The 24857-nt window shown below is 51.6% G+C and carries 18 protein-coding genes; 9 read left to right on the top strand and 9 right to left on the bottom strand.

From position 1 onward, the window contains the following. The first annotated feature begins 37 nt into the window (after window positions 1-37). A complete protein-coding gene (locus tag DMB82_RS08850) occupies window positions 38-979 on the top strand; it encodes a LysR family transcriptional regulator (RefSeq protein WP_116163460.1) in 942 nt (313 codons plus the stop codon). Here DMB82_RS08850 and DMB82_RS08845 read toward each other — a convergent pair. From DMB82_RS08845 to lrp, 6 genes are all read right to left on the bottom strand, one after another. After that, a complete protein-coding gene (locus tag DMB82_RS08845; RefSeq protein ID WP_102116255.1) occupies window positions 965-2119 on the bottom strand; it encodes an MFS transporter in 1155 nt (384 codons plus the stop codon). The two genes, DMB82_RS08850 and DMB82_RS08845, sit on opposite strands and share 15 nt — an antisense overlap. Before the next feature lie 316 nt (window positions 2120-2435). Further along, window positions 2436-3731, bottom strand: coding sequence for a serine--tRNA ligase (gene serS, locus DMB82_RS08840; RefSeq protein ID WP_010277199.1), 1296 nt, complete (start codon window positions 3729-3731; stop codon window positions 2436-2438). 103 nt (window positions 3732-3834) lie between these two features. Further along, window positions 3835-5178 carry a replication-associated recombination protein A gene (locus DMB82_RS08835; RefSeq protein WP_102116526.1) on the bottom strand — a complete coding sequence of 448 codons (1344 nt, stop codon included), beginning with the start codon at window positions 5176-5178 and terminating at the stop codon, window positions 3835-3837. 7 nt (window positions 5179-5185) lie between these two features. Then, window positions 5186-5797 carry an outer membrane lipoprotein periplasmic chaperone LolA gene (lolA, locus tag DMB82_RS08830; protein WP_102116253.1) on the bottom strand — a complete coding sequence of 204 codons (612 nt, stop codon included), beginning with the start codon at window positions 5795-5797 and terminating at the stop codon, window positions 5186-5188. 246 nt (window positions 5798-6043) lie between these two features. Beyond that, the gene (locus tag DMB82_RS08825; protein ID WP_116163462.1) at window positions 6044-9532 is read right to left on the bottom strand and encodes a DNA translocase FtsK 4TM domain-containing protein; all 3489 of its coding nucleotides are present in this window, start codon (window positions 9530-9532) and stop codon (window positions 6044-6046) included. Window positions 9533-9646: 114 nt separating this feature from the next. Further along, the gene (gene lrp, locus DMB82_RS08820) at window positions 9647-10141 is read right to left on the bottom strand and encodes a leucine-responsive transcriptional regulator Lrp (protein ID WP_010277211.1); all 495 of its coding nucleotides are present in this window, start codon (window positions 10139-10141) and stop codon (window positions 9647-9649) included. 584 nt (window positions 10142-10725) lie between these two features. Here lrp and trxB point away from each other — a divergent pair. From trxB to infA, 5 genes are all read left to right on the top strand, one after another. Next, window positions 10726-11688 carry a thioredoxin-disulfide reductase gene (trxB, locus tag DMB82_RS08815; RefSeq protein WP_039276288.1) on the top strand — a complete coding sequence of 321 codons (963 nt, stop codon included), beginning with the start codon at window positions 10726-10728 and terminating at the stop codon, window positions 11686-11688. A gap of 237 nt (window positions 11689-11925) precedes the next feature. Next, window positions 11926-13692, top strand: coding sequence for a heme ABC transporter permease/ATP-binding protein CydD (gene cydD / locus DMB82_RS08810; protein ID WP_102116251.1), 1767 nt, complete (start codon window positions 11926-11928; stop codon window positions 13690-13692). Between the two features lie 17 nt (window positions 13693-13709). Beyond that, window positions 13710-15431 carry a heme ABC transporter ATP-binding protein/permease CydC gene (gene cydC / locus DMB82_RS08805; RefSeq protein ID WP_420892629.1) on the top strand — a complete coding sequence of 574 codons (1722 nt, stop codon included), beginning with the start codon at window positions 13710-13712 and terminating at the stop codon, window positions 15429-15431. A 33-nt stretch (window positions 15432-15464) separates the two neighbouring features. Beyond that, a complete protein-coding gene (gene aat / locus DMB82_RS08800; protein WP_116163466.1) occupies window positions 15465-16169 on the top strand; it encodes a leucyl/phenylalanyl-tRNA--protein transferase in 705 nt (234 codons plus the stop codon). A gap of 113 nt (window positions 16170-16282) precedes the next feature. Then, entirely contained in the window at window positions 16283-16501 is a 219-nt protein-coding gene (gene infA / locus DMB82_RS08795; RefSeq protein ID WP_002211347.1) for a translation initiation factor IF-1, read from the top strand. Window positions 16502-16671: 170 nt separating this feature from the next. Here infA and clpA read toward each other — a convergent pair whose 3' ends face one another. Then, window positions 16672-18945: an ATP-dependent Clp protease ATP-binding subunit ClpA gene (gene clpA, locus DMB82_RS08790; protein WP_102116248.1), complete on the bottom strand. Its 2274-nt coding sequence runs from the start codon at window positions 18943-18945 to the stop codon at window positions 16672-16674. 29 nt (window positions 18946-18974) lie between these two features. Continuing rightward, window positions 18975-19295, bottom strand: coding sequence for an ATP-dependent Clp protease adapter ClpS (gene clpS / locus DMB82_RS08785; protein WP_095699221.1), 321 nt, complete (start codon window positions 19293-19295; stop codon window positions 18975-18977). Window positions 19296-19717: 422 nt separating this feature from the next. Here clpS and cspD point away from each other — a divergent pair, with 422 nt between their 5' ends. Further along, entirely contained in the window at window positions 19718-19939 is a 222-nt protein-coding gene (gene cspD, locus DMB82_RS08780; protein WP_095699219.1) for a cold shock-like protein CspD, read from the top strand. A gap of 114 nt (window positions 19940-20053) precedes the next feature. Here cspD and DMB82_RS08775 read toward each other — a convergent pair whose 3' ends face one another. Further along, entirely contained in the window at window positions 20054-21718 is a 1665-nt protein-coding gene (locus DMB82_RS08775; protein WP_116155647.1) for an ATP-dependent endonuclease, read from the bottom strand. A gap of 326 nt (window positions 21719-22044) precedes the next feature. On the opposite strand from DMB82_RS08775, the gene DMB82_RS08770 reads away from it, so the two are divergent. Further along, window positions 22045-22944 (top strand): LysO family transporter, encoded by a 900-nt coding sequence (locus DMB82_RS08770; RefSeq protein WP_116163468.1) that lies wholly within the window; start codon window positions 22045-22047, stop codon window positions 22942-22944. 187 nt (window positions 22945-23131) lie between these two features. Next, the gene (gene hcp / locus DMB82_RS08765; RefSeq protein ID WP_102116244.1) at window positions 23132-24784 is read left to right on the top strand and encodes a hydroxylamine reductase; all 1653 of its coding nucleotides are present in this window, start codon (window positions 23132-23134) and stop codon (window positions 24782-24784) included. Window positions 24785-24857: the final 73 nt, after the last annotated feature.

The following is a 24857-nucleotide window of genomic DNA, read 5'->3' as shown; positions in this document are numbered from 1 at the left end:
TAACATTCAGATATGTGATGTATGCGAAGGACATGCTATGCGCTTAGATAAACTGGAGATTCGCTGGTTAAAGCTTTTTTGTAAAATCGTTGAAAAAAAAGGAATTACCAATGCACAGTCCGCAACAGGATTAAGCCAACCCGTCCTAAGTCACTACCTGTCTCGCCTTGAGGATACGCTCGGGCTAGTCCTTTGCGAACGAGGGCGTGGAGGGTTTGCTCTCACAACGGAAGGCGAAGTGGTCTATCAGGAAGCCAAATCGGTTATCGCCACGCTGGATGACTTTGCAAATCGATTAGCACGGATCAAGCATCAACTCATTGGTGAAGCCCGTATTGGCTGTTTGGATAATACTGTCACCCACCCTGCCAAAGTTATCTCCAAGGCGATTGGAAAATTGTACGGCCAGAGCCCTGACGTTGCGGTTGAACTAGAGATCGGTGATTACACACCGCTGATGGAACGCCTAAAGAATGGTCATATCGATATTATCTTGAGCGTCTTACCGGATGATGTTCCAACCGACATCTATTTCCAGCCAGTTTTCGTTGAAAAAAGTTATTTTTATTCCGCTTCAGAAAATGCAGCAAGGATAGAAAAAGAGTGGCGTGATGGAACACTTAACCCGAACAGGTTACTCATTGGTGGCCATGCACTGTACGAAATTAGTAAGCAACTAGGCCCAGTCGCAAAGAAAGGTTTGCAAAATACAGCCTGGAATTTAGAAAGTAGCTTGCTGCTCTTATTAGCTGGCACACATATTGGTTTTCTTCCCGATCACTATGCAGCGAAATGGGTTGAAACTGGACAACTCACAGCTATTTCACCGGAAAAACTCGGGCTCACCAGCATATTTTATCTGGTGCGAAACGCAAAACAGCGCCTTAGCCCAGTAGCCGAAGCGCTGTGGAATAACATGGTAGAAGCAGGACAAAGTTCGCTGGCCAGCCTTGATGTCGCTAGCTCAGGCAGCGGCTAATGGCGTTGGATGATGATCGGCTTTTCTGAGCAACAGCATCAGGTAGATCATGGCAATAGCCGCAATCAATACAAACAACAATCGATCGGAGTAACTTTGCATCAATACCGCAGCGACGCTTGGTCCGCAAAGGCTGCCAAGCGTGTAGCTGAGGAGCAGCGCCTGATTCATCGCGACCAGTTCGTCAGGGCGCACTTTTTCACATGCCCACGACATGGCAACAGGGTACAGCGTAAACCCTGCGCATCCCAGCAGGAACAGCGACGGTGCCATGGCATAGTGGCTAATACTTAACATCGCAATACAGCCAATAATCACCACAAAGACTAATGCCCGCAAAACCAGCAACCGACCATAACGATCGGCCATGCGTCCAACAGGCCATTGCCCGATGATACCGGAGCTGATCAGCAGCGCCATCCAGTATCCAACCTGCGCATCATTCATTCCTTGATGCGAGAGGTACAGCGGCATCAGGCCATACAGCGATCCTAAAATTGCACCGGAAATAATACAGCCGTGTACACCTAAACGGGCACTGCGGTACGTCAGCATTTTCCACATATTGATATGCTTTTCGTGCTGCTCTGGCGGCGTAGGAAGACCAGTAAACAGCAGTGGTAATACGGCCAAAGTAACTAGCGCAACCATCCACGGCAGCACGCCCAGCAACGCAGTTGGCAATACCCCAAGCAGAAGCTGTCCAATCACGCTACCGAGGTAGTAAGCGATCATATAAGCAGCCAGAAGTTGCCCTCTCTGCGTCGGCGTTCCGCTGCATAACAAAGCGCTTTCAACCACAACCCAGATTAATGCACAGCCGATCCCAGCAAGGAAACGCCACAACAGCCAGTTGCCGATATCCGCAGAAATACCGAGGCCAAGGATCGCAATGCCGAATAATAAAGCCGCGAAATAATAGCTGCGGTTAAACCCATAAAGCTTGATTAATTTACCGGCTAGTAGCGTTCCAACCAGATTGCCGCCGAAGTAGGATGAACCAACAAGGCCAACCTGCCAGACAGGAAGAGATTGATAACTCAACCATAGCGGTACTAGGGTATTTAATACCGCAATACAAACTGTCAGCAACAAAAGTCCGCAGAGCAATAACAGCACTGGGCGAGAATAAGCAGGCATAGCGAAGTGGGTAACCAAACAACCGGAGAAGAGTGAGCGCATCATGCCACTGCGTATATAAAAGTCAATCAGGGCAAAAGTGCTAAAAGTCCTTTTTCAAGTGATAGATTGAAAGAATTAATCAACACAAACAGGAAACCCGCTACGCTTAAAAACAGAAAGCCTCTACATTGCTGATCTTAAATCATTTTTAACTTAAAATTTAAGTAACGCGAGTGGTTTAAGGTAGATAAACTCTTTTTACGATGAAAAAATATTACCGAAACTATGGCGTAAAAAAAAAGCGCCCTGAGGCGCTTTATTCAGATAACCGCAATTAGCCAATAAATTCCAGCCCGCCCATATACGGACGCAATACTTCTGGAACCTCAATACGGCCATCAGCCTGCTGATAGTTTTCCAGAACAGCAACCAGTGTACGACCGACTGCCAGACCAGAACCGTTCAGCGTGTGAACCAGTCGAGTCTTCTTATCGGACTTACTGCGGCAGCGAGCCTGCATACGGCGCGCCTGGAAATCCCACATGTTTGAGCAGGAAGAGATCTCACGGTACGTGTCCTGCGCCGGCAGCCAGACTTCCAGATCGTAAGTCTTGGTGGAGCCAAAGCCCATATCACCCGTACACAGCAAGACCTTACGATACGGTAATTTCAGCAGTTGCAGCACGGTTTCGGCATGGGTCGTCAATTCTTCCAGTGCCTGCATAGAATCTTCAGGGCGAACGATTTGTACCAGTTCAACCTTGTCAAACTGGTGCATACGAATCAACCCACGCGTATCACGACCATACGAGCCAGCTTCTGAACGGAAGCACGGCGTGTGTGCAGTCATTTTCAACGGTAAGGATTCTTCATCCAGAATCTCGTCACGCACCAAGTTGGTCAACGGCACTTCAGCTGTCGGAATCAGCGCATAGCTGCTGCTTTCTGCTTCTTCGCTCAGCGGAGTGGTATGGAACAGGTCTTCGCCAAATTTAGGCAGTTGGCCTGTACCGTATAGCGTGGCGTGGTTGACCAGATAAGGAACATACGCTTCCTGATAGCCATGCTGCTGTGTATGCAAATCCAGCATGAACTGGGCAAGCGCACGGTGCAGACGGGCAATCTGCCCTTTCATCACGACAAAACGCGCACCAGTTAATTTCACCGCAGCGGCAAAATCCAGCCCGGCAGCCATCTCTCCGAGTTCAACATGATCGCGTACGGGGAAATCGTACTTACGTGGCTCACCCCAGCGAGTCACTTCCTGGTTCTGCGTGTCGTCCTTTCCAAGCGGCACAGAGTCGTCCGGCAGGTTCGGGATCGTTAACGCCAGATCGCGAATTTCATTCTGCAACTGATCCAGCTCGGCTTTCGCGGCATCCAGTTTTTCGCCTAATGTGTTAACTTCACGACGCAAAGGCTCGATATCTTCACCGCGTGCTTTCGCTGCACCAATCTCTTTCGATCGGGAGTTACGCTCTGCCTGCAGGTTTTCAGTTTCTACCTGCAATACTTTACGACGTTCTTCCTGCTTACGCAGGGTCTCAACATCCAGCTTAAAGCCTCTGCGAGCCAGTAACTTTTCGGCGACTGCGTCTAGCTCATTGCGCAGTAAATTGGGATCGAGCATGCTAATCCTGTGCTTATGATTATCAAATGAAATGGTGGCGTACACGGCGCGCTACGCGGCCGGTTTCAGAAAATACCGCAATAACCTTACCGCAACGCTTAGTTCAACGGTAGCGTTTTGTCGGGCTATTTTGATCCTGAGTGGCAAGCCAGGCGAGCTTTTCACCAATTTTGCCCTCAAGGCCGCGTGAGGTTGGCGCGTAATAGTGCGTATCGGCCATTTCCGGCGGAAAATAGCTCTCGCCAGCGGCATAGGCATTGGGTTCATTGTGTGCGTACCGATACTCAGCGCCGAGCCCCATTTCTTTCATCAACCGCGTAGGCGCATTGCGCAAATGCTCGGGAACATCATAGTCTGGCTTCTCGCGCGCATCCTGCATCGCGGCTTTAAATGCGCTATACACGGCGTTACTTTTAGGAGCGCAGGCCAGATAAACAATCGCCTGAGCAATGGCGCGCTCCCCTTCTGCAGGGCCGATACGAGTGAAGCAATCCCAAGCGGAGATAGCCACCTGCATCGCACGCGGGTCGGCGTTGCCAACATCCTCCGATGCAATTGCCAACAGCCGTCGGGCAACATACAGCGGGTCGCCGCCGGCGGTAATGATTCTGGCGTACCAATAAAGCGCCGCGTCCGGCGAGGAACCTCTTACTGATTTATGCAACGCCGAAATCAGGTCGTAATAGCGGTCACCTTTGTTATCAAAGCGGGCACTACGCTCGCCAGCAATTTCGTTGAGGAGTGCCGGCGTCAGAACACGTAGGCCCTGCGCGTCGATTTCCGCCATATCCGCCATCATTTCCAGGCTATTCAGCGCACGTCTGGCGTCGCCATTGACCAATTCGGCCAGCATTCGCGCGGTTTCGGCAGGCAGGACAATATTCTGTCCGCCGTACCCACGCTCGCTGTCGCTCATGGCCTGCTGCAAGACCTGCTCGATATCTTCCGCCGTCAGCGCTTTTAGCAAATAGACGCGGGCGCGAGATAACAAGGCGGAATTGAGTTCGAAAGAGGGATTTTCCGTTGTCGCACCAATAAAGGTGATCGTTCCATCTTCAATATGTGGCAGAAACGCATCCTGCTGACTTTTGTTGAAACGATGGACTTCATCGACAAACAAAATAGTGCGACGCCCCGCATTGCGATTTTGTCGAGCACGCTCAATCGCTTCACGAATTTCTTTGATCCCGGACGTCACGGCAGAAATACGTTCAACATCCGCCTGCCCGTAATGCCCAATCAGTTCTGCCAGTGTGGTTTTTCCCGTTCCTGGCGGCCCCCAGAGAATCATTGAGTGCAACTGCCCTGCCTCAATAGCTCGTGGCAGAGGCTTACCAGCTCCTAACAGATGCTGTTGACCGATATACTGTGCCAACGTCGCTGGCCGCATACGCGCGGCCAGCGGTTGGAATTCATTATGGGAAAAATCAAGGGACAGATTGCTCACTCTGGCCTCACTGACGCTGGTCATCCAGCGTGACGCCTTTCGGCGGTGTGAACGTGAATTGTGCGGCATCAACAGCGCCGTTTTGCTGATTTTTCAGCACATAAGTGCTCCGCTGACCGTCTTGTTCCGTCGCGGTAAACTGTTTGATTGTGCCGCTTGTCGTCACATTAATCGCAAACTGCTTCAGATTGCCGCTCGCTGACTTCGGCGTAAGTTCAAAATCATCACCTTTCTGGCGCACATCGTATTTATTCCAGTCGCTGGTGTCGTTACGCGTGATCAGAATAAACGGTGTATTGCCTGTTGCATCTTTCAGCCAGGTTGCCGTGACTTGTTCAACAAACGGATTGTAGAACCAAAGCGTTTTGCCATCAGAAATCAACGCACTTTCGTCAGGTGATGTGGTTTTCCAGTTAAATAGGTTAGGACGTTTCAACCACAGTTCGCCTTCCCCCTCCTGCACCGCTGCGCCGTCAGCGCTGGTGACTTTCTGGCTGAAATTGGCGTGGAAACTGCTGACTTTATTGAGGCGACCCTGCAAATCTTTTGCCGCATCCGCATAGACAGCGGTTGAGGTAACACCTGCAATCAGGCAACTGATAGCTAACCACTTTTTCATACGCATAATCCTTTGAATTTCTTAATATAACGAACCTTCATCTATCGAGGTCAGACGCTTTGCATAGCGCCTATGTTCTTTACAGATCGGTGTTATTCGTCGAGCTACATTATCTATAGATCTATGTTATCTGAACCCAGTCGGACGGTGATAGGTGAATTATCTGCTTATTGCTGCTTTTACGCTTCTTTGCATAAGGGCTGCTTACGCAGCCCTTAGTAGATGACGTCAATCAATACTGCATTTTCATTCCATCGATGGCGGTGCCAATACCTCACGGTTACCATTGTGTCCTGGAGCGCTGACAATACCCTGCGCCTCCATTTGTTCAACAATTCGCGCAGCGCGGTTATAGCCGATTCTGAACTGACGCTGTACGCCAGAGATTGATGCCCGACGCTTATCGACCACAAACTCTACAGCCTGATCGAACAGCGGATCGAGTTCTTCATCACCATCAAGACCGAGGTTTCCACCTTCAGCATCGTCGCCACCGCTAACAATATTATCGATATATTGAGGGCGACCACGCGCCTTCCAGTCCTGAACGACGGCATGAACTTCTTCATCACGCACAAAAGCGCCATGAACACGGACAGGTATCGAGGAGTTAGGCGCCATATACAACATATCCCCCATCCCCAATAGCGACTCCGCGCCACTTTGATCGAGGATAGTCCGTGAGTCGATTTTACTGGAAACGGTAAACGCGATACGCGTCGGGATGTTTGCTTTGATCAATCCGGTGATGACATCAACCGAAGGACGCTGCGTCGCCAGCACCAAGTGGATCCCCGCAGCACGCGCTTTTTGTGCGAGTCGGGCAATCAATTCTTCAACTTTCTTACCCACCGCCATCATTAAGTCAGCAAATTCATCGACCATCACAACAATATACGGCAGTTTTTCCAGCACCGGCGGCGTCATATCCATACTGTCACTCGGTTTCCAGAACGGATCGGGGATCGGACGGCCCATTGCATTTGCCGTCATCACCCGTTCGTTGTATCCCGCCAGATTTCGTACACCAAGCGCTGACATGAGCTTGTAACGGCGTTCCATTTCACCGACACACCAGCGTAATGCATTGGCCGCATCCTTCATGTCGGTCACGACTTCCGTCAACAAATGCGGAATACCTTCGTACACCGAGAGTTCCAGCATTTTCGGGTCAATCATGATAAAGCGTACGTCTTCTGGCGTGGCTTTATACAACATACTGATGATCATGGCGTTAACGCCGACCGATTTACCCGACCCTGTCGTACCCGCAACCAGCAGGTGTGGCATTTTCGCTAAATCGGCAACGACAGGTTCACCCGCAATATCTTTACCCAACACAATCGACAGCGGCGATGGATTATCCCGGAACTGATCGCAGTCCAACACTTCTCGCAGATAAACCGTCTGGCGATGCGCGTTCGGCAATTCCAGCCCGACGTACGGTCTGCCGGGGATAACCTCAACAATACGCACCGCGACAACCGACAGTGAACGTGCCAAATCGCGCGACAAATTCGAGATACGAGCCGCTTTAACGCCCGGAGCCAGATCCAATTCAAACCGTGTGATCACCGGCCCGGGAGAGTGATCGACCACATCGGCTTTTACTCGGAAATCAGCCAGACGCGCTTCAATCAGTCGCGCCGTCTGTTCAAGTGCAAAATTATCAACAGGCGCTTCGCTAGCCGGCGGTGGCGTCAATAAATCCAAGGTTGGCAGCGGCGTAGTCGGCTTCTGCCGCGGTTGTTCATTACGCATCAGGAACGGATGAATCAAGCCATCCATTGCCGGATGATGCGTTGGTGTTACCACATTTTCCTGTTTCGCGGCCTCAACAGGCGCTGACGCTGGCTGCATTGGCTGACTAAACACCAATGGGTTGCGATCATCGTCGTCGTCCTCATCTTCACCAGCATGCATCGGCGGAAGCTCTGGCTCGGAGTTATAGGACGGCTGTAAATAGGTGGGTTCACTGAACGTATGCGGTTCAGGCTCACGTTCATTCTCCGCACTAAACGGCGAGAATGAAAAAGCGTTGTGCGATGTAACAGGGTTTGGCTGAACAGGCTCGCTGACCGCAGGCGGTGCTATCGGAGCAGGAATTTCCTCATCGCGCTGCAACGCCCTGCCGTCATAACGTGACTGCTGCTGTGCTGCGAAATCTCTGGCTAGCTGCGCTTGCAGAAGCGCATCTTCATCGTCTTCCTGTAACGGGTATTCATCACCGTAACGCTGACGTTGCTGATCCAGATACGCTTGCTGCAATGCCGCTTCCTGCTGGGCGAGGTCATCTGGAGTCTCTTCCTGATACACGTCGTTCGCCAATTCCGTTTCTGCACTACCATTCTGCGCCTGCAGCCTTGCTTGTGCTTCAGCCAACCGCTGCGACGGCAGTTTGATTCCATATGACGCCAGCTCGCGGCGAGTAGGAATACGTACTGGATTAGGACGCGGCAGTTCAGGCCCTACGCCGCGTTTAATCTGCGGATTATCATCGCCATCGGCACTGAACGCAGGCATAAACGTACTGTTCGTATTGAAATCCGTATCGCGTACAGGTTGTCGCGGTTCAGCAAAAGGTTGAACCACAGGTGCCGAGACAATCGGTGGTACAGCACTCTCTCCGTAACTATTTCCGTAAGGTGCATACGCACTGCTATGGAGCTCAGGTGAGGTTGCAATCTCTGGCATTGTCGCTGGCGTTTCAGGGATTTCAAACGAATACAGCGGTGGATTTGGCGACGGCGTCGAATCACTCGGGGTTGGAGTAATGGGTGGCACAATGCCAGACGATGAACCAGAGAATACTGATTCTGGTAATGCTGAATCAGACACTGCCACATCAGACAATGTTGGCCCTGCCACCGGTGTTTCAGCGGAGAAGGCCGATTGTGTCACCGTCGGCGCGCTATCGGTTAACGGTGATAAGGCTTCTATATTATTGTCTGCCGTCGTGTCGTTTACCGCATCAGCAACGGAAGGCGCAGAAAATAGAACGTCATCATCATCACGCTGTTGTGTTACGGCCTCACCCAACGCCTCATCGTGACGCAGATTAAGCGCATCGCGATCATCCTCTTCACGATCGTGTTCTTCGCGATAGTCCTCGTCGCGGCGTGAACGGTTTGACATAAACGTCAAACAACCCAAGACACCCGCGCCAATTTTTTCAGCAATCGTTAACCATGACCAGCCGGTAAACAGCGTTAACCCAGCCCCCCATACGCACAGCAAAATCAGCGTTGCGCCCATGCTGTTGAAACGCGGGATCATTGAGCTGCTAAACAGGCTTCCCAAAACACCACCGGAAGCAAAATAGTAGAGATCGTCAATATTCAACGCAGCCAAACCACAAGAGGTCAGGATCAGCGCCAATGTCCCAATCAGGCGAAGTGAAAAGGTAAAGTAGTCAATAGTCTGGTTGTTATCACGCTGGCGGAAGGCGACCCAGCACAGAGATAACATAATCGGCGGAATAGCGTAGGCCAGCACACCAAAAATGAAGAACAGCGTATCCGCCAGCCATGCACCTGCTACACCACCAAGGTTGTGAATCGGTTCATGCCATGCAGTCTGTGACCAACTGGGGTCGGAGGGGCTGAAACTGAGTAGTGCGACACTAAGATAAACCGCAAAAAGTGCCACAACGATTAAAATCGCTTCAAGCAAACGACGTGTTCCACTGAGCTTTTTCAGGGTAACGTCTTTATCTTCTGTATATTCCTGGCTCAAGAGTCTCTCCAGGGGCCTGTAAGGTTTATGACAAAGCGCCGAGAAAACCCGGCGCTGGGACTGTATAAATTCACAGGAGTGTAGCTGAATTTATCGGGTTTTGCACCCACACGTTTATCGCGTCTTAATGACCAGACGGTTGCTTTGCTTCACTTCTTCCATCACCACATAGGTACGGGTGTCGTTTACGCCCGGCAAACGCAGCAGCGTTTCACCCAGGAGCTTACGGTAAGCGGACATGTCTGGCACACGCGTTTTCAACAGGTAGTCAAAATCACCGGAAACCAGATGACATTCCTGAATTTCTTCCAGTTTTTGCACCGCAGCATTGAACTGTTCAAATACATCAGGCGCGCCGCGGTTTAGCGTTATTTCAACAAAAACCAGCAGTGACGCATCCAGATAATGCGGGTTTAGCAGCGCTGTGTAGCCGTTAATGAAGCCCTGTCTTTCCAGACGACGTACACGTTCCAGACAAGGCGTTGGCGACAACCCAACACGTTTGGAAAGCTCGACATTGGAAATACGCCCATCTTTTTGCAATTCATTCAGGATGTTACGATCAATACGATCGAGATCTTTTCCTGGCCGTTTTTTAGTGTCTACCATTTATTATTGTCTCTCTTCACTTTTCCCTGCACCCGCTTTACCCCGATAGACCTCATGTATCAGAGCTACCCTTAAAGAAGACACGCTGCCTATTTTGTATATCAACAGTCATTAACTTCTCGTTATCGCCCCACGTATTGCTTACCCGCGAAGAAGACCATCACGTCATATCCGTGGCCCAAAGGCCTACCTGCGAAAAAACGAATAAAAAGCCGAGCTTTTAACTGTTCACATACAAAAAATTTCCTCTTACCCAGATGTTTTCGCAAATGCACAGCCGATTGTCAAAGCAAAACAACGAAAATCAGAAGAAACTGCCAGATTGGATAAGTCAGAGCCCTTCGTCGAAGTGACTTCAATCATTTTACTTATGAATGTGGCTGATTTTTCAGCGATTTGTCGTCACCATCGTCATTAACGATTAAACAAATAGCCAGCAACTTTTCTGCATACTTTTTTTACTCTTGTAATTTCCTTACAATCATTCGCATTGTCCGTGGTAGAGACTGTTTGTAATAAGGAAACGTGTTTGTCGTAGAGACCGTTCATATAAACATTATCCGCCGTCATGAAATGAGGAAAGCATGGGTACCGTTAAACATCACAAGTTATTGATTCTGGGTTCAGGCCCGGCTGGCTACACTGCCGCAGTGTATGCTGCACGGGCAAATCTACAGCCAGTATTAATCACTGGCATGGAAAAAGGCGGTCAGTTGACGACCACGACCGAAGTAGAAAATTGGCCGGGTGATGCCGATGATTTAACTGGCCCGCTGTTAATGGAGCGTATGCATGCACACGCGACCAAATTCAATACTGAAGTGATCTTCGATCATATTGAACGTGTCGATTTGCAAAACCGTCCCTTCCGTTTATTCGGCGATAGCGCCGAGTACACCTGTGACGCGCTGATCATTGCCACGGGGGCATCAGCGCGTTACCTTGGCCTACCGTCAGAAGAAGCCTTTAAAGGCAAAGGGGTTTCTGCCTGTGCAACCTGTGACGGGTTCTTCTACCGTAACCAGAAAGTCGCTGTAGTTGGCGGTGGGAATACCGCGGTTGAAGAAGCGCTGTATTTGTCTAACATCGCGGCGGAAGTGCATTTAATTCACCGTCGCGAGACGTTCCGTTCAGAGAAAATTCTGATCGACCGCCTGATGGACAAAGTTAAAAACGGCAACATCATCTTGCATACCAATCGTACGCTGGACGACGTGCTGGGCGATGACATGGGTGTAACCGGTGTGCGTATCCGCGATACGCAAAGCGACGCAGCGGAAGAACTGGAGCTGGCTGGCGTGTTTATCGCTATCGGCCACAGCCCAAATACGGCCGTGTTCGGCGGTCAACTGGAACTGGAAAACGGTTATATCAAAGTGCAGTCCGGTATTCACGGCAACGCGACACAGACCAGTATTCCTGGCGTCTTTGCCGCAGGCGACGTCATGGATCACATCTACCGTCAGGCCATTACCTCCGCAGGTACTGGCTGTATGGCGGCACTAGATGCTGAACGCTACCTGGACGGACTGACCGTCAACAAGTAATACGCTGCTGATAACGGAGCGGCGATGGCCGTTCCGTTTTCTTCACTTTTGGCTTACCTTCCACAACACAAAATTGATCGTCTCACCCATTTCCCCTCTCCTTTTCGTTTGCAGCGCGCCCCTGTCGCGGTAACATGACATCATTCTGCGTGATAGAAGATAATTTTGTTAACTAACGGTTGCATGAGAGTTATTTTCTGTTAAGTCCATTTCTGCAATATAACGAACTGGTGCCTGATGAAAAAAACCAGACAGCAAGAACTGACCGCCTGGCTGAAACAGCAGAGTAAGCTGGCGCAACGTTGGCTCCGGATTTCACTCCTGCTTGGATTCCTGAGCGGTGCATTAATCGTGGCGCAAGCTTGGCTGTTAGCGACACTGCTTCATGCCTTGATTATCGAGCATGCTACTCGCGAATCTCTGCTTTCCCCCTTCCTTCTGCTGATTGCCACATTTATTCTGCGCGCACTCAACAGTGTGTTACGCGAGCGTGTGGGTTTTCTTTGCGGACAAGCCGTTCGACAGCAAATTCGTAAGCTGGTACTGGATCGATTGCAACAGCTTGGCCCTGCTTGGGTTCAGGGCAAACCCGCCGGCAGTTGGGCAACGATGATTCTTGAGCAGGTTGATGATATGCAGGATTATTACGCCCGCTATCTGCCACAAATGTATCTTGCCGCGCTGATTCCGCTGCTTATCTTAATCACGATTTTCCCGCTCAATTGGGCTGCTGGCCTGATTCTGTTTCTAACCGCCCCGCTTATCCCGCTTTTTATGGCGCTGGTTGGCATGGGCGCGGCGGATGCTAACCGACGTAACTTTCTGGCTCTGGCACGCCTGAGCGGACACTTCCTCGATCGCCTGCGCGGGATGGAGACTCTGCGTCTGTTCCATCGTGGCAAGGCTGAAATTGAAGAAATCCGTCATGCTTCCGAAGATTTCCGTAGTCGCACAATGGAAGTGCTACGTATGGCGTTTCTCTCCTCGGGCGTGCTGGAATTTTTCGCCTCCATTTCAATCGCCGTGGTCGCCGTCTATTTCGGATTCTCTTATCTCGGTGAACTGGATTTTGGTCATTACGGCATGGGGGTGACGCTCTTCGCCGGCTTTCTCGTATTGATTCTGGCTCCAGAATTCTTTCAGCCTTTACGCGATTTGGGCACCTTCTATCATGCCAAAGCTCAGGCTATCGGGGCAGCAGAATCGTTGGTGACTTTTTTGTCAGAGGAAGGCGAAACGGTCGGCTTTGGCACACACGCGTTCAGCAGCGATAACGCCATTGCTATCCGGGCGGAAGATCTGGTTGTCCTCGCGCCGAATGGTACGCCGCTGACCCAACCGTTGACGTTCGATATTCGTGCAGGTGAACGTATCGCGCTGGTCGGCCTCAGCGGAGCAGGAAAAAGCTCGCTGCTGAATGTGCTGCTGGGATTTCTGCCCTATCGCGGTTCACTCACCGTCAACGGTCAGGCATTGAACACGTTGACGCCTGAATCATGGCGCAAGCAGTTAAGCTGGGTCGGACAAAATCCCCACCTACCGGAACAGACGCTACGCAGCAATATTCTGCTGGGTAATCCGCAGGCCAGCCCTTTGGAATTGCAACAGGCGATTGAGCGTGCGCATGTACAGGAATTTTTACCGCACCTCCCGCAGGGTCTGGAAACGACAACCGGTGACGGTGCGGCACGCCTCTCCGTCGGACAGGCACAGCGCGTCGCCGTTGCCCGTGCGCTCATTCATCCTTGCAACTTACTGCTGCTGGATGAACCGTCAGCCAGTCTGGATGCCCATAGCGAGGCGCTCGTTATGACGGCGCTGAACGACGCTGCACGTTCACAGACCACGCTACTGATCACGCATCAGCTCACCGAGATCGTCGAATATGACACGATCTGGGTCATGGAAGGCGGTCGGTTAGTTCAACAGGGTGATTATCAAACACTCCGAGCCGAAGCAGGTCCCTTCGCGACGCTACTGGCACAACGACAGGAGGCGCTGTAATGGCTCAGATGAAAACGATGCAGGTATTAAAACCATTTCTGGCACTTTATCGTCAGCACTTCTGGTATTTGAGTCTGGGCGTGATATTGGCGATTGCTACGTTGCTGGCCAGTATTGGTCTACTCGCCCTATCCGGCTGGTTTCTGGCGGGTGCCGCACTGGCGGGGATCGTCGGGCTGCTTACGTTTAACTATATGCTGCCCGCCGCTGGCGTGCGCGGCGCGGCTATCGCCCGTACTGCTGGGCGCTACGCGGAAAGAGTCGTCAGCCACGATGCCACCTTCCGCGTTTTGCTACGCTTACGTGTTTTCACTTTTTCTCGCATTTTGCCGCTCTCTCCGGGTGGACTGGCACAATTTCGTCAGGCTGAACTGCTAAACCGGCTCGTGGCAGACGTGGATACGCTCGACCACCTCTATCTCCGCGTGATTTCACCCATCGTCAGCGCATTCGCCGTCATTCTTATCGTTTGCTACGGCCTGAGCTTCCTTGATGCCTCACTGGCTCTGACGCTCGGTGCCATTATGCTGGTACTCCTGCTGTGCCTGCCGATTGTCTTTTATCGGGCGGGGAACGGTATCGGGCAGGATTTGACCGCGCTGCGTGCACAATACCGCCTTCAGATAACGACCTGGCTACAAGGTCAAGCGGAACTCACCGTCTTCGGCGCACTCAGTCGCGTCCGTCAACAGTTGGCGCTGGTGGAAATTAACTGGCTGCGCCGACAACGTCAGCAGGCCAACCTTACCGGCCTGTCTCAGGCGGTGATGATTTTATGCAGCGGACTGACCGTTACCCTGATTCTATGGCTGGCAGCCGATGGGGTTGGTGATAACCCACAGCCCGGTGCGTTGATTGCGCTATTCGCGTTCGCCTCACTTGCGGCTTTCGAAGCGCTGGCCCCTGTCACGGTGGCCTTCCAGCATATGGGACAAGTGATTGCCTCCGCGGCTCGGGTCGATCAAATCATTCGCCAGCCCGTTGACGTCACGTTCCCAGCACATGGGCCAGAAACCTCGTGTAAGGCGTCGCTAGACATCTCACATGTCGGTTTCACCTATCCCGGTCAACCCCAGCCTGTGTTGCAGAATATTACGCTTTCCATTCGACCGGGCGAGCATCTGGCGCTGCTAGGACGTACCGGATGCGGGAAATCGACGCTATTGCACTTGCTGACCCGGGCATGGAATTGTGAATACGGAGACATTGCGCTGAATGGACATCCTATTGCCGATTGGCGAGAAGACGATCTCCGCGCCATGATGAGCGTGGTGCCGCAGCGCGTGCATATTTTCAGCGCCACGCTGCGTGATAACCTGCTGTTAGCAGCACCGACGGCACGAGATGAAAAACTGACCGAGGTATTACAGCAGGTTGGGTTAGAAAAACTGCTAGAAAACGAAGGGCTGAATGCCTGGCTGGGAGAAGGCGGTCGACAACTGTCCGGTGGCGAACAGCGCCGTATCGCGTTGGCACGTGCCTTATTGCACGATGCACCGCTCGTTCTATTGGATGAACCGACTGAAGGGTTGGATGCTGAAACCGAAAAGCGTATTCTGCAACTGCTCCGCCAGCACTGTGCCAATAAGACGCTGATCGTCATTACCCACCGGCTATACGGTTTAGAATCGATGGATCGCATCTGTATTCTGGACGATGGCAAAGTGATCGAACAGGGCAGTCATCAGGTTTTAATGGCACAACAAGGTCGTTATTGGCAATTCCGCCAGCACGTTTAAGGCAATTTCCGTGAAACACAACGTTTGAAAAACATGCGCCTATACCAGCTTTCATCTCAATCGCTTCAGTTTCCTGATCCGAACCATGCGTTAGATGACCCCAACGGCCTGCTGGCCGTTGGCGGTGACCTCTCCGTGGCCCGATTAAACGCAGCTTATCGACAGGGCATTTTCCCTTGGTTTTCTCCCGGTGAGCCTATTTTATGGTGGTCACCAAACCCACGCGCGGTTCTGTTTCCCGGTGAATTCCATCTCAGCCGCAGCATGAAAAAATTTCTGAAGCGCCATACTTTTCACGCGACGCTGAATCAGGCATTCGATGATGTTATCCACGCTTGCGCGCATGAGCACTATGACGGTACCTGGATTACGCCAGACATAATTTCAGCTTATCGCCAGCTTCATCAGGTTGGGAAAGCACATTCCGTCGAAGTGTGGCACAATGGCGCACTGGTTGGTGGGTTATATGGTATTGAACAAGGCCGATTATTTTGCGGTGAATCCATGTTCAGCCGCATGGATAACGCCTCAAAATATGCACTGCTGGCGTTCCAGCAGCATTTTATTCGCCACGGCGGTCATTTGATTGATTGTCAGGTGTTAAATGCCCATACGGCGTCACTGGGCGTGAGTGAAATACCCCGCGAACGCTTTCTGCAACTGCTTTTCCAGTGGCAGGATATTTCCGTCGATGACGGTTGTTGGCTACCACAACAGCTCGCCGAACCGACAGGGTGATAGAGGAAACCGTGTAAATAACGCCCCAAACGTGAACGCTTCTTTACATAATGTCGGTTTTTCGGCATTATCTTGCGGTTAAAAAATAAAGGTAGTTAGACCTAGAGGATTCGATGGCCAAAGAAGACAATATTGAAATGCAAGGCACCGTGCTTGATACGCTGCCCAACACCATGTTCCGCGTTGAATTGGAAAACGGGCACGTGGTTACCGCTCATATCTCCGGTAAAATGCGTAAAAACTATATCCGCATCCTGACGGGTGACAAAGTCACTGTAGAGTTAACCCCGTACGACCTGAGTAAAGGCCGCATTGTCTTCCGCAGCCGCTAACCGGTTCGCTCATCGCTGATTACAGCGATATATGAGGATGTGACTCCCTCCCTAGCCCTTTCCTTTATGGTAAGGGCTTTTGTTTTTGGGTAGCCATACTATTCAGTGCAGCCCAGAAACATAAAAAAAGGGATGCCTCAGCATCCCTCTTAGATAACACACGATATTGATTAATTAACACTTTCTGTTTTTCGCTTCTGCGCACTCACGAAGCCATACGTCAGTTGTTGCGTTTCTTTATCCAGTTCCACCGTCACAGACCCTCCGTCCACCAGCGAACCAAACAGCAGCTCGTTGGCCAGCGGTTTCTTGAGGCTTTCCTGCATCACGCGTGCCATTGGTCGGGCACCCATTGCCTTGTCATAACCTTTTTCTGCCAGCCAGTCGCGTGCTTCATCGCTCACTTCCAGCGACACGCCTTTCGCATCCAACTGCGCCTGAAGTTCTACGATAAACTTATCGACAACCTGCTGAATGACATCGGTCGACAGATGGTTGAACCAGATAATACCGTCGAGACGGTTACGGAACTCCGGCGTAAATACTTTCTTAATTTCTTCCATCGCATCCGTACTGTTGTCCTGATGGATAATGCCGATGGATTTACGCTGTGTTTCCCGCACGCCTGCGTTGGTGGTCATGACGACAATGACATTGCGGAAATCCGCTTTACGGCCATTGTTGTCCGTCAGCGTACCGTTATCCATTACCTGCAGCAGCAGGTTAAAGACGTCAGGATGCGCTTTCTCGATCTCATCCAACAGCAGTACCGCATGGGGGTGCTTAATCACCGCATCCGTCAGCAGGCCGCCCTGATCATAGCCCACATAGCCGGGAGGCGCGCCAATCAAGCGGCTAACCGTATGGCGCTCCATGTATTCGGACATATCAAAGCGCAGCAGTTCGATATCCAGCGCTTTGGCCAACTGTAACGTGACTTCCGTCTTACCCACGCCGGTAGGACCAGCAAACAAGAAGGAACCAACTGGTTTACGCTCCTGACCCAACCCTGCACGACTCATCTTGATAGACTCAGACAGGGCTTCGATTGCTTTGTCCTGCCCAAACACCAGCATTTTCAGGCGGTCACTGAGATTTTTCAGCACATCGCGATCGCTGGCGGAGACAGTTTTTTCTGGAATACGGGCGATGCGGGCGACAACCGATTCAATATCACTCACGTTGACCGTTTTCTTGCGTTTACTGACCGGCATCAGACGGCTGCGTGCACCGGCCTCATCGATCACATCAATCGCTTTATCCGGCAGGTGACGGTCATTGATGTATTTCACGGCCAGTTCTACCGCGGCACGAACCGCTTTCGACGTATAGCGAACATCATGGTGAGCCTCATATTTCGGCTTCAGACCATTAATGATTTGTACGGTTTCTTCCACGCTCGGTTCAGTGATATCGATTTTCTGGAAACGACGCGCCAGCGCACGATCCTTTTCAAAGATATTGCTGAATTCCTGATAGGTAGTCGAGCCGATAACGCGAATCTTACCGCTGGAAAGCAGTGGTTTAATCAGATTAGCCGCATCGACCTGACCACCGGACGCCGCACCCGCGCCGATAATCGTATGAATTTCATCAATGAACAGAATACTGTTTTTATCCTGCTCCAACTGCTTCAACAGCGCCTTGAAGCGTTTTTCAAAATCACCACGGTATTTAGTGCCTGCCAGCAGTGCACCGATGTCCAGCGAGTACAGCGTGCACTCCGCCATCACTTCCGGTACATCGCCCTGCACAATACGCCAGGCCAGCCCTTCAGCAATCGCGGTTTTACCGACGCCGGATTCGCCGACCAGCAGCGGGTTATTTTTACGGCGACGGCACAATACCTGAATCGTGCGCTCCAGTTCCTTATCCCGGCCAATGAGCGGATCGATACCGCCAACGCGAGCCAGCTGATTCAGATTGGTGGTGAAGTTTTCCATACGATCTTCCCCTCCTGCCTGTTCTTCATTGACGGGACTTTCAGGGTTTGGCGCCTGATCGGATTCTTCTTTACGTGTGCCGTGAGAAATAAAGTTCACGACATCCAGACGGCTGACGTCATGCTTGCGCAGCAGGTAGGCGGCCTGAGATTCCTGCTCGCTAAAAATCGCGACCAGAACGTTGGCGCCAGACACCTCGCTGCGGCCGGAGGACTGCACGTGGAAGACGGCACGTTGGAGTACGCGCTGGAAGCTGAGCGTGGGTTGCGTTTCTCGCTCGTCGTCACTCTGCGGTAATGTTGGTGTGGTTTGCTCAATGAACGCTTCCAGTTCCTGACGCAGCGCGGCTAAATCTACCGTGCAGGCTTCCAATGCTTCACGGGCGGCTGGGTTACTGAGCAGAGCCAACAGCAGGTGCTCCACGGTCATAAACTCGTGTCGGTGCTCACGCGCTCTGGCGAAAGCCATGTTGAGACTGAGTTCCAGTTCTTGATTGAGCATAGGCACCTCTCCCAATAAATTGCCTGACTTCAGGCTTTTTCCAGCGTACAGAGCAGCGGGTGCTCGTTTTCTCTGGCATAACGATTGACTTGTACGACCTTGGTCTCAGCCACTTCAGCGCTGAATACGCCACAAATTGCTTTGCCCTGATAATGCACGCTTAACATAAGCTGCGTGGCACGTTCAATATCATAAGAAAAGAACTTTTGCAGAACGTCAATAACAAATTCCATCGGCGTGTAATCATCGTTATTCAACACCACGTTATACATCGATGGCGGCTGCAATTTTTCTTTCTGTTTATCGGCGGTCAGGTTCTCAGATTGTGACCACGTACTGTTGTTTCCCATTCTCTATCCACATCATGTAACGAATATCGCAACTCACGACATCAGTCTGTTTATTCCTAATAGATCCGAGAAGCAGGAAATGAGTGCCTGCGACTTGAAAGATGACGGGTATCTCTACATTTACAGTAGCACGTCTGCTTTTTATTTTACCACCTGAGGAATTAAATGGTTCTCGGAAAGCAAAATTCAAGGTCTGTAACCGATATCTTGATGACGCAACGCGATCGTAGGTTCATCAATAGCGTTATCTGCATCAAACTTTGGCAAACTGCCCTCCTCGCCGCGCGATGGACCGCTTGACGCTGGGATCGATTTCACTAAAGTGTACGGATGAATTGATGGGGTTTTAATCAATTCGTATTCGTAGTAACCAAATAACCACACCTTACTGAAAAGAATACTCTTGCGAAGGATGTCAATGCATGGAGACAGGTACTGTTAAATGGTTCAATAACGCCAAAGGGTTTGGTTTTATCTGTCCAGAAGGGGGCGGTGACGATATCTTCGCGCACTACTCAACCATTCAAATGGATGGCTACCGGACTCTGAAAGCCGGGCAGGTTGTCAGGTTTGATGTTCATCAAGGGCCAAAAGGCAATCATGCCTGCCTGATCGTGCCGCAAATCGCCGAGGCCGTATCCTGACCCTTTCTACACCCTACACATCGACTCAGAACACGCTACGCCAAACCATAAAATGACTATGATGCGACAAATGCCGTTCGTTACACTGAACGGCATTTTTTTATATGTATTACACTAATCCGCCCGCCCACGGGCCAGCCACAGCACGCGGGAGAACATGCTGCGAATAAGCGATGGGATTGCCTCGCAGCCCCTCGCTGCGGCTTCCATCGCGACTTCAATCGCCAGGTCTGGCTTGGATGACCGGTGGATCGCCTTGATGATGATTTTATGCATCGAGAGCGGCACTTTTTCCGGCAACTGCGCGATGCGGTGATAAACGTGGCTGAATCCCTCACGATACATGTAGTGTTCCATGTCCGATGCGGGCAAGACGGTCAAATGATCGCGCTCGCTCTCGTCCTGTGCGGCTAGCATGCCTTTTGCCGTCGCGGCATATTTCTTCCCCGCGTCATCGCCATCAACCAGGACATGCCATTCAATCCCCATATGACGTGCGAACCGCAGCAATGGCCGGAGTCCCGACTGGGCAAATTCAATCACTTTAACCCCTTCCGCCTCAAAATGGTGTCCGCATTGGTGCGCCAGTTCATTCAGCATCCAGACTTCGGTTTCCCCTTCCACCAGCAGCCAGCAGCGGGCAAAGAGTGACGCAGGTCGATTCATACGAATGTGAAACGCAATGCGTCGGCTGTCTTCCGCATTCATCCCCTGACGACCAATGCGATATGTCGCCACCCGTGAGGATTCCCGCACCAGACGGCACACCTGCTCCATCGGCACCAGCGACAGCAGCTCGCCTGAATTCGTTGTTGTGACCTTTTGGAGCGGCAAGTGCACCAGAAGCCCCCAGGCGACGGATAGCATAATCGGGTGCAGCCGAGTTTCCGGGTCTTCAATCAGCAAAAGCGGACGCGCATGGGGATCCAACGCCACCGATCCTTTCGCCTGTAACAGCGTAGAAAACAATTCCAGCAGGATAATTCGGCGACTGCGGCTATTGGGGCCGGCAATCAGGCGATTGATGTTATCCAGCGATCGCCACGATTTACCATTGTGCGTTCGCGCATGCCGGTGATGGCGTCGGTCGTTACCTGTGGCATTCTGCTCGGAAAAATAGTGCTCCAGCAGTTGTCGCATCGCCACCAGTCCCTGACGCAGTTCTTTATCCGTCAGCTTCTGCGGATTTTGCACCAACTCGCGCATCAGTTGTTCAAACTGCTGAGTCAACTTTTCATTGCTGTTATCTAACGTCGCGGCCAACGTCCCAGAACGCAAGCGCCGCATAAAACGCGCGTCTCGCAGCCGCAGCACCGGATGCAGGCGGATAATCTCTCTGGCCAGTTCATCAATATCATCCAGCGGTATCGGGTGCCCATCAGCGTCAAGAAAGCTGCGCAAGGTGAAGACCGACTGGCTTTCGTCCACCTCACCTTCCAGCCGATAAAAAACGCGGTATAGCGACTCATTCCCCTCAATCCAAACGGGGCTCAGCGAACGGTAGCGAGGGGATAGATGATGGCCGGGTGCCGTCTCGCAAAACGTAAAAATAACCTGAAGATGCTTTTCTCGGCTATTTTCATCTCCCGGTGTGAAGTGAAAATCCTGCATATCAAAATGATAGAGCGGTAGCGTCGGTGCCAGCAGCAGCGAGAGCGCATCCAGCAGGCTTGATTTTCCCCAGGCGTTCTCACCAATCAGTACATTGTTATCGTCCAGCGTCAGCGACAGACGATTGATTCCCCGAAATCCCAGGATTTCAATACGTTCCAGATGCATCCTTCTCTCCTGTAGCAGCGGCCTGCGAGTTTCTGCTGCAAAAACGCTCACCGTATAGAATATCCTGCCAGACAGCGCTTTACTCACCGCGATAATTTGTTTAATTTTAATAGATTATCGTTTTTCTTCCCGCCAAGTGTAGCCGATGAATCCCGCGATGTTGTTAATGACGATGTTGTCAACGCACGGTCTGTATTTCCTCCGTGCCGAACCCTATCGGGGTAGAGCTGAAGAAGAAAAGCCTCATGGTTTAACTACGGTAACCCCCGTCAATCCTAAAATACGGGTTAGCGCCGTTTTTCTCGCGTAAGGACATCAATTCTGTGATGTATTCAGGATTATTAATTATTTTATTACCGCTCATCATTGGCTATCTGTTACCGCTGCGCGGCAAAAAAGCATTACAGCTGATTAACCAACTGCTGAGTTGGATGGTGTACGTTATTCTGTTTTTGATGGGCATAAGCCTAGCTTTTCTGGAAAATCTCAGCAGCAATTTGTTACTGATCTTCCGCTACACTGCCGTCTTCGCCTTCTGTATTGTCGCAGCAAACGGCATTGCCCTGTGGCTGTGGGAAAAACGCAGTGCGTGGCGTAGTAAGTACAGAGACGCGGCACCGCTTTCCCGACTGCGAATGATTCTTGAATCGTTCAAACTCTGCGGCGTGGTATTCGGTGGTTTTCTGCTGGGCTTAACGCAATGGCCGGGATTCACCTACGCCAGCAAAGGCAGCGAATATGCCCTGATCTTCCTGCTCTTTCTGGTCGGCGTTCAACTGCGTAACAGCGGGATGACGTTGCGCCAAATCGTCTTAAACCGTCGCGGTCTGGTCATCGCGCTTGTCGTCGGTATCAGCGCGCTCGGTGGCGGCCTGCTTGCCGCATGGATTCTAGGACTGCCGCTGAAAACCGGTCTGGCGATGGCATCCGGCTATGGATGGTATTCACTGTCAGGCATTCTGCTGACCGATGCTCTCGGGCCCGTCATCGGCAGCACCGCGTTTTTCAATGATCTGACTCGCGAGCTACTGGCGATTATGCTGGTTCCCGTGTTGGCACAGCGGAATCGCTCCTGTGCGTTAGGCCTTTGCGGTGCAACCTCGATGGATTTCACGCTGCCCGTTTTGCAGCGCAGTGCGGGTATCGACGTCGTGCCTGCGGCTATCGTACATGGTTTCTTATTAAGCCTCGCGGCGCCAATACTGATGGCGCTGTTTTCTTCATAAGCGCACACTAAACACCGTTTTCCCCCTCGTTTATGGGCTGTGATTGAGAGTGATTTTCATTGCCCATCACCAAACTTGCGCTAAATCAAATTTACCTAAAGTTGCAGTAAAAAAGCCTTTTTACCTGCCTCGGCTAACACTATGCTTTAAACAAGCATTTAAAATGCAACTTAAAAAGGAAGTCATTATGTTTTGTGTGCAATGTGAACAAACGATTCGTACCCCTGTTGGAAACGGCTGCTCTTACGCGCAGGGCATGTGCGGCAAAACCGCAGAAACCTCCGATCTGCAAGACCTGCTGGTCGCGGTGCTGCAAGGGCTTTCTGCCTGGGCGCTGAAAGCGCGCGAGCTGGATATCATCGATCACGATGTCGACAACTTTGCGCCACGCGCCTTCTTCTCGACATTGACCAACGTTAACTTCGATTCCCAACGCATTATTGGCTACGCACAGGAAGCCATTACACTGCGTGAGTCCCTGGCTGTTCGCTGCCGTCTGCACGATGCCACCGCGACCGTGGATCACCCAATGGCAGCCCTGCAATTGGCTGGCAACGATATTCCGACCTTACTGCAACAGGCAGCGGATTTTGCGCTGGACAGTGATAAAGCCAGCGTGGGTGACGACATTCACGGCTTGCGCATGCTCAACCTTTATGGCCTGAAAGGCGCGGCGGCCTATATGGAACATGCCCACGTTCTCGGTCAGTATGACAATGCAATTTATGCCGAATATCATGCCTTCATGGCATGGCTGGGCACGCAACCATCCGATGTTGACACCCTGCTGAACAACGCAATGGGCATCGGTAAAATGAACTTCAACGTTATGGCGATCCTCGACCATGGCGAAACCAATGCTTACGGTCATCCACAGCCAACCTCCGTTAACGTCCGCCCAATTGCGGGTAAAGCGATTCTGATTTCCGGTCATGACCTGAAAGATCTGCGCATGCTGCTGGAGCAAACCGAAGGCACCGGCGTGAATATTTATACCCACGGCGAAATGCTGCCTGCACACGGTTACCCAGAGCTGAAAAAATTCACGCATCTGGCGGGTAACTACGGCAGCGGCTGGCAGAACCAGCAGACTGAGTTTGCCAAATTCCCAGGCGCGATCGTCATGACCTCTAACTGCATTATCGATCCAAACGTGGGTAACTATGGCGACCGTATCTGGACGCGCAGCATCGTTGGCTGGCCGGGCGTGAACCATCTGGAAGGCGACGATTTCAGCCCAGTTATCGAGCAGGCGCAGGGTCTGGCTGGTTTCCCATACAGCGAAATCGAGCACATGATCACCGTCGGCTTTGGTCGTGAAACGCTGCTGAGCGCCGCGGATACCGTCATCGATCTGGTAGCACAGAAAAAACTGCGCCACGTCTTCCTAGTTGGCGGATGTGACGGTAGCCGTGAAGAACGTAGCTACTTCACTGACTTTACGCTGAACGTTCCGCAAGACTGCCTGATCATGACGCTGGCCTGCGGTAAATACCGTTTCAACAAACTGGACTTCGGTACGCTGGAAGGCCTGCCACGTCTGCTGGATGTCGGCCAATGTAATGACGCCTACGCGGCAATTATTCTGGCCGTGAAACTGGCGGAAAAATTGGGCTGTGGCGTGAACGACCTGCCGCTGAGTCTGGTGCTGTCCTGGTTTGAACAGAAAGCGATTGTCATCCTGCTCACCCTGCTGTCTCTCGGCGTGAAGAATATCTACACCGGGCCGACGGCTCCGGGCTTCCTGACGGATAACCTGCTTGCCATTCTGAACGACAAATTCGGTATGCGAGCGATTACCACCGTTGAACAGGACATGAACACCATTCTGGCCGCGTGATGAATCAATGCGGACGGAGGAGCGTGTTCCTCGTCACGCAGCGTGAGGTGTCAGCATTGATGCCTCGCGCTAA

Source organism: Pectobacterium aquaticum (genome assembly GCF_003382565.3).
GTDB lineage: Bacteria > Pseudomonadota > Gammaproteobacteria > Enterobacterales > Enterobacteriaceae > Pectobacterium > Pectobacterium aquaticum.
The sequence above is the reverse complement of the archived record's forward strand: the minus strand, read 5'-3'. Positions and strand labels throughout refer to the sequence as shown.